General features: G+C 74.5%; 6 protein-coding genes. 2 read left to right on the plus strand and 4 right to left on the minus strand.

Annotated features, from left to right (window positions below; all coding sequences use genetic code 11):
* Positions 1-32: 32 nt before the first annotated feature.
* Positions 33-965, minus strand: coding sequence for a thioredoxin-disulfide reductase (trxB, locus tag DQW06_RS22815; RefSeq protein WP_013155849.1), 933 nt, complete (start codon positions 963-965; stop codon positions 33-35).
* A 465-nt stretch (positions 966-1,430) separates the two neighbouring features.
* On the opposite strand from trxB, the gene DQW06_RS22820 reads away from it, so the two are divergent.
* Both DQW06_RS22820 and DQW06_RS22825 read left to right on the plus strand, forming a co-directional pair.
* Positions 1,431-2,579 carry a sensor histidine kinase gene (locus tag DQW06_RS22820; protein ID WP_117199281.1) on the plus strand — a complete coding sequence of 383 codons (1,149 nt, stop codon included), beginning with the start codon at positions 1,431-1,433 and terminating at the stop codon, positions 2,577-2,579.
* On the plus strand, positions 2,576-3,280 hold the full coding sequence (locus DQW06_RS22825) for a response regulator transcription factor (protein ID WP_013155847.1): 705 nt from the start codon (positions 2,576-2,578) through the stop codon (positions 3,278-3,280). Before DQW06_RS22820 ends, DQW06_RS22825 begins: the two co-directional genes overlap by 4 nt.
* Positions 3,281-3,374: 94 nt before the next feature.
* Here DQW06_RS22825 and DQW06_RS22830 read toward each other — a convergent pair whose 3' ends face one another.
* The 3 genes from DQW06_RS22830 to DQW06_RS29830 are packed head-to-tail and all read right to left on the minus strand — an operon-like array spanning position 3,375 to position 5,861.
* On the minus strand, positions 3,375-4,280 hold the full coding sequence (locus DQW06_RS22830) for a hypothetical protein (protein WP_232833128.1): 906 nt from the start codon (positions 4,278-4,280) through the stop codon (positions 3,375-3,377).
* Positions 4,277-4,903, minus strand: coding sequence for an RNA polymerase sigma factor SigM (gene sigM, locus DQW06_RS22835; protein WP_013155845.1), 627 nt, complete (start codon positions 4,901-4,903; stop codon positions 4,277-4,279). The genes DQW06_RS22830 and sigM overlap by 4 nt, the downstream gene beginning before the upstream one ends.
* A gap of 22 nt (positions 4,904-4,925) precedes the next feature.
* Positions 4,926-5,861, minus strand: coding sequence for a discoidin domain-containing protein (locus DQW06_RS29830; protein ID WP_304598543.1), 936 nt, complete (start codon positions 5,859-5,861; stop codon positions 4,926-4,928).
* Between the last annotated feature and the right edge of the window lie 111 nt (positions 5,862-5,972).

Below are 5,972 nucleotides of genomic sequence, written 5' to 3' on the forward strand. Positions count from 1 at the left end.
GCCCCGGGGTCGGGCCCTGGGGCCAGCCGCCTCTAGTTGCCGCGCGCGGCGAGGTAGCGCTCGGCGTCCAGGGCGGCGGAGCAGCCGGTTCCCGCGGCGGTGATCGCCTGCCGGTACTGGTGGTCGACGACGTCGCCCGCGGCGAAGACGCCCTCCAGGTTGGTCCGCGTGGACGGGAAGTCCACCTTGACGTAGCCCTCTTCGTCCAGCTCGATCTGCTTGTCGAACAGGTCCACGCGCGGGTCGTGGCCGATCGCGACGAACAGGCCGGTCACGTCCAGGGTGCTGGTCTCGCCGGTCTGGGTGTCGAGCACCTTGAGGCCGGAGACGCGCTCCTCGCCCAGGACCTCGGTGACCGCCGAGTTCCAGAGGAAGGTGATCTTGTCGTTGGCGTGCGCGCGCTCGGCCATGATGCGGCTGGCGCGCAGCTGGTCGCGGCGGTGGATGACGGTCACCGACCTCGCGAACCGGGTGAGGAACAGGGCCTCCTCCATGGCGGTGTCGCCGCCGCCGACCACCGCGATGTCCTGGTCGCGGAAGAAGAAGCCGTCGCAGGTGGCGCACCAGGAGGTGCCGCGCCCGGACAGCTCCTTCTCGCCGGGGACGCCCAGCTCGCGGTAGCCGGAGCCGGTGGCGAGGATGACCGTGTGCGCGAGGAAGGTCTCACCGCCCGCGACGACCTCCTTGACCGGCTTGGTGAGGTCGACCTCGGTGACGTCCTCCGGCACCAGCTCGGCGCCGAACCGCTCCGCCTGCTTGCGCATGTGGTCCATGAGGTCGGGGCCCATGACACCGTCGGGGAAACCGGGGAAGTTCTCGACCTCGGTGGTGTTCATCAGCGCGCCGCCGGCGGTGATGGAACCCTCGAACACCAGGGGTCGCAGCTCGGCACGGGCGGCGTACACGGCGGCGGTGTACCCCGCCGGTCCGGAACCGATGATGATGACATTGCGGACGTCACTCACGCTCGTTGGCCCTTCACACAGTCGCTGCCCTGGCCACGCCGTGTGACCTCAGGGGAAGTTGGTTAGCACAACCGATGGTAGGCGCAGGGCATTCCCTTCGGGACATCGCCCCAGGTTACGGGGGTGGGGTATGTGTAGGAGGCGGTGCCGCGCACCCTTCGGGCCCCTCCCCGGGAGAGCCCGTCGGCGGCCGGCCGGCGCCCGCGCGGCGGGCGGGGACACCGGGAGCGGGGGAACGGCCGGGAGGCGCGGGACGGCCCCGGGAGAACGCGCGTCCCCGAGGGCGGTCGGGAGCCCTCAGGGGCGCCGCTGGCGGCCGTCCAGGGCCGACCGCACCCCCAGGGCGACCGCGCCCGCCGCGAGCCCCCACGGGGCGTTCAGGGCCAGGACGGCGGCCACCCGGAGGACGGCGACGAGGACAACCGGTCCCGTGCCGCCACGGGGCCGGGTCCGTAGAATCGCCGCATGCCCAGTGACCGCCGGGGCGTCGTGGTCGACGCGCTCTTCGGGTTCGCCGTCTTCGCCGTGGTGGCGATCGCGGTCGCCTCCGACGTCAGCGACACGGGGAACCTGCCGCTCGGGTACGGGGTGGCCGGGGTCCTCGGCGCGCTCATGCTGGTCCGGCGCCGCCGACCGGTCGCGGTCCTGGTCGCCACCTCGGTCCTGGTCGTCGCCAACTACGTGCTCCAGCTGCCCGTCATCGGCCTGGCCGTCCCGGTGGCCGCAGCGCTGTACTCGGCCGCGGAGGCGGGACGCACCCTGTGGTCGGTGGGCCTGGCCGCCGCGCTGGTCCTGGTCTCCACGTTCACCCGGTTGCAGCAGGGGCAGGACCCCGCCTACCTCCTGGGGTACGAGCTGCCCACCACGGTGGCCGTCATGGGCGCGGCCACGGCCCTGGGCCACGTGCAGTGGCAGCGGCGCCGGGCCGAGCACCAGCGCGTGCGGATCGAGGTCCTCGACCGGCAGGCGCGCGAGTCCGAGGCGGCCGAGCGCCAGGCGCTCGAACGCACCCGTATCGCCCGCGACCTGCACGACGCCGTGGGGCACCACCTCTCCGTGGTGTCCCTGCACGCGGCGGTGGCCGCGGAGGCCCTGGACGACGACCCGGCGGACGTGCCCGTCGCGCGAGCCGAGCTGGACCACGTGGCCAGGGCCTCGCGGGCGGGTCTGAGCGAGCTGCGGGCCACCGTGCGCGCGCTGCGCGAGGCCGACCCCGGCGGCGACCGGGTCTCCTCCCTCGCGCACCTGGACGAACTCGTGGCGACGGTGCGCGCGGCCGGGGTGGACGTGGAGGTGACCGGGGTGCCCGCTCCCGGCGAGGTGCCCGGGATGGTGGACGCGACCGCCTACCGGATCGTCCAGGAGGCGCTGACGAACACGCTGCGCCACGCGCGCGCCCCCCGGGCGCGGGTGGCCTTCTCCAGGAGGGACGGGATGCTCGGCGTGACGGTGACCGACGAGGGGACGGCCGTGCCGGTCGCGTCCCCCGGGGGCAGCGGGCTGGCTGGGATGCGCGAACGGGTGCGCCTGGTCGGCGGATCGGTGGAGGCCGCGCCCCGGCCCGGCGGCGGGTTCGGGGTGCGTGCGCTGCTGCCGCTCGGGGACGACCGGTGATCCGGGTCCTGCTCGTGGACGACCAACCCCTCGTCCGCACCGGGGTGCGCGCGCTGCTGGAGCGCGACGAGGGGATCGAGGTGGTGGCCGAGTCCCAGAACGGCCGCGAGGCGCTCGTGGACATCGACCGCCACCGCCCCGACGTGGTCCTGCTCGACCTCCAGATGCCCGTGATGGACGGCCTGGCGGTGCTCCGCGAGCTGGGACGCCGCGGCGGCCCAGCGCCCGGGAGGTCCACAAACGCACATGTCGACACGTCGACGGACCACGGGGTCCGGGTGGTCGTGCTCACCACGTTCGGCGAGGACGACAACGTGTTCACCGCGCTGCGGCTGGGCGCCTCCGGCTTCCTGCTCAAGGACGCTGGTCCGCGGCAGTTGCGGGACGCGGTCCGCACCGTGGCGGCGGGGGACGCCCTGCTCTCGCCGGGGGTCACCCGCAGGGTGATCGAGCGCCTCGCCGACACCGCGGTCGCCCCCGGTAGCGCCTCCCGGCTGGACGTGCTCACCGGCCGGGAGCGCGACGTGCTCGCGCTGGTCGGACGCGGTATGTCGAACCAGGAGATCGGCGCCGCGCTCCACCTGAGCCCGGCGACCGCGCGCACCCACGTGGGGCGCCTCCTGGCCAAGCTCGGAGTCCGCGACCGGGTCGGCCTGGTGGTGGTCGCCTACGAGACGGGCCTGGTCCGCCCGGGCCGGTGAGCGTACGCCCGCAGGCGGCTCCGGCCCCGTCCCGGCGACATGTCGACACGGCGTCAAAGGGACACGGCGTCGGGCGGACACGGGCCCGGAGCGGTCAGGGTGCCCGGACGGTCTCCTGGGCGAGGACGCTCTGGCCGGGGTCGCCGCCCTGGGCACAGGCCGGGTCGACCACGTACACCTCGAACCGCTCGCCCCGGGGGGAGAACAGCACCCACGCGGGGGACTCCCCGTCGCCGTAGCGGGCGTCGTCGACCAGGGTGAAGTGCCCGCCGAACTCCTCACCGAGGAGCACCACGCACTCCTGCACGCCGGGGGGAGCCGCCTGGACGGCCAGGGGGGCGGTCTCCACGCCCCCTCCGGGTTCGCCTCCGCCTGCGGCACCGGTCCCGCCCACGGGGGACAGGTCGAGCGTCCGGGCGGCCTGCTCGGCCAGGGCCGCCTCGGTGTAGACGGTCCCGCTCCGCACCACCTGAGGCGTGTAGGACTGCGCCGTGTCCGGGGCGTTCTCCTGGCCGTTCTCCGCCAGCGGGGCCGCGACACCGGTCTCCCCGCCCTGACCGCCCGGGGTGAGCACGCCGTTGAACAGGGCCGCGCCGCCGCCCCCCACGACGACCGCCGCGGTGGCGGCCAGCATCATCAGCCGGGCCCTGCTCAGGCTCCGCCCGCTCCGGGGCCGGCGTGGGAGAGGGGTCACCGTGGCGCCGCCGGGTACCGGGGCGCCCCCGGTCTGCGGCGGCGCGGCGTCCTCCGTACCGACCGCGCCCGCCGCGCGCTCGCGCGCCGCCTCCGCGACGCGCTGGTCGAGGAGGTCGGCCACGTCCCGGGGCAGGGCGGGAACCGGTGCGGCGGCCAGCGCCTCGGACACCCCGGTGAGCTCTCCCAGGGTCGTCGCGCAGGTCGCGCAGGTGTCTATGTGGGCTGCGACGGTGCGTTCCTCGTCGGGCTCCAGGAGCTCCTCGGCGAAGAAGGCGAGTGCCTCCACGTCTGGATGGGACGTCACGATGGGTTGGCACCTCCTCTCCCAGTTGTGACGTCTCCGGCCTGTCGAGGGTTCCTCAGATGGGCCAGCGACGGGAGAAGTCTGGCGCGACCTCGCGCACACCTGCTCTTGACCGTCCCCGACGCCACGTCGAGGATCTGCGCGGCCTCCTCCACCCGGTAGCCGAGCATGTCCACGAGGGTCAGCGCCATGCGCTGGTCCAGCGGGAGCAGGTCCAGCGCGGCGTTGACGTCCAGGCGCGTCTCGGTCTGCGAGGCGTGGTCCGGCCCCCCTCCCGAGCGGCCGAGACGCTCGTTGGACATGACGTCCAGGGTCTCGTCCTCGGTCGGGGTGGCCGGGCGCACCTTGCGGCGGCGCAGCCGGTCGTGGCAGGCGTTCACCACGATCCGGTGCAGCCACGTGCTCACCTGCGCCTCACCGCGGAAGCGGTCGGCGGCGCGGAACGCGGACAGGAACGCGTCCTGGAGGGCGTCGGAGGCCTCCTCGCGGTCGCCCATCATGCGCACGGCGACAGCCCAAAGGCGCTCGCGGTGCCGACGCACCAGGACCGCGAAGGCCTGGTCGTCGCCCTGAGCGTGCCTCGTCAACAGCTCCCGGTCAGGAAGCTCCTGGACCGCGTCCATCAGTACCCGATCACGTACTCCGCTACTCGACCCCTCGTACCTCGGCCTCGTAGACCGTGCCCCTCCACTCGCCGGACCCGGCCAGCTCGGTGAACCAGACCACGACGTAGCGGGCCTCGACCGGTTCGTCGAGGGTGACGACCTGGGAGCCGCCCGTGCCCGATCCGACGACCTCGTAACCGGTCTCGCTGTCCGAGTCGCTCTCGCCGGCCAGGATCTGGAACTCGTAGCCGCTGCCGCCGAGGTTGAGGTCCACCTCGTGGACCTCGTGGACGGCGCCGAGGTCGAGCTGGAGTCCGACGCCGGGCTTGATGTCGCTGAGCGGGTCCCTGTAGCCCTGGGTGTTCCACTCGGTGGCGGTGTCCCCGTCGTGGGCGCGGCCCGCCTTGTCCGAGTGCTCGTCGGTGTTGCCGTGCGGGTTGAGGCCGCGTGACCCCTGGATCTCCAGCGGGCTCAGCTCCACCTCCCCGCCGCCGTCCGAGGCCTGGCCGCCGCCGCCCTCGGGCGGGGCCTCCTCGCCTCCGCCCGCGCTGAACATCGTCCCGACCGTCCAGGCGCCGACGACCACACCGGCGAACAGCACCAGGGCCGCCACGCCGACCAGGATCTTGCGGAGCGAGGGCTCCGTGCGCGCGGTCCGCTGCTCCATCCGGGAGGGGCCCTGCCGTTCACGCACCTCGGAGCCGCCCCGGACGGAGGCGCCGCCCCGCGAGGCGGAGCTCGTCCGTCCGACGGAACCGTGGCGGGCCTCCTGGTCGTCCCGTGCGCCCGCGGCCCCGCCGCGGGTACCCCGTGGGCTTCGGCGCGGGCCGGTGCTGTCGAACTCGCCGGTGCGCCGGGAGGTCCCGGGCACGGGCGGGGCCGACTCGGCCTGGGTGACGGGCAGGGGGATGAGCCTGGGCACCTCGGCCATGGCCGCGCAGAAGTCGGCCGGCGAGGCGATGGGCGGTCCGGGCACCAGCTGCCCCGCGAGCTGCGGCAGGGCGGCGCGCGTGGTGATGGTGCCCAGGGGCTCGGTGACGCCCTGTCGGATGTGGTGGGGAGGGTAGGGGCCCGCGGGGCCCTACCC

Source organism: Nocardiopsis sp. TNDT3, from assembly GCF_003427465.1.
GTDB classification, from domain to species: Bacteria; Actinomycetota; Actinomycetes; order Streptosporangiales; family Streptosporangiaceae; genus Nocardiopsis; species Nocardiopsis dassonvillei.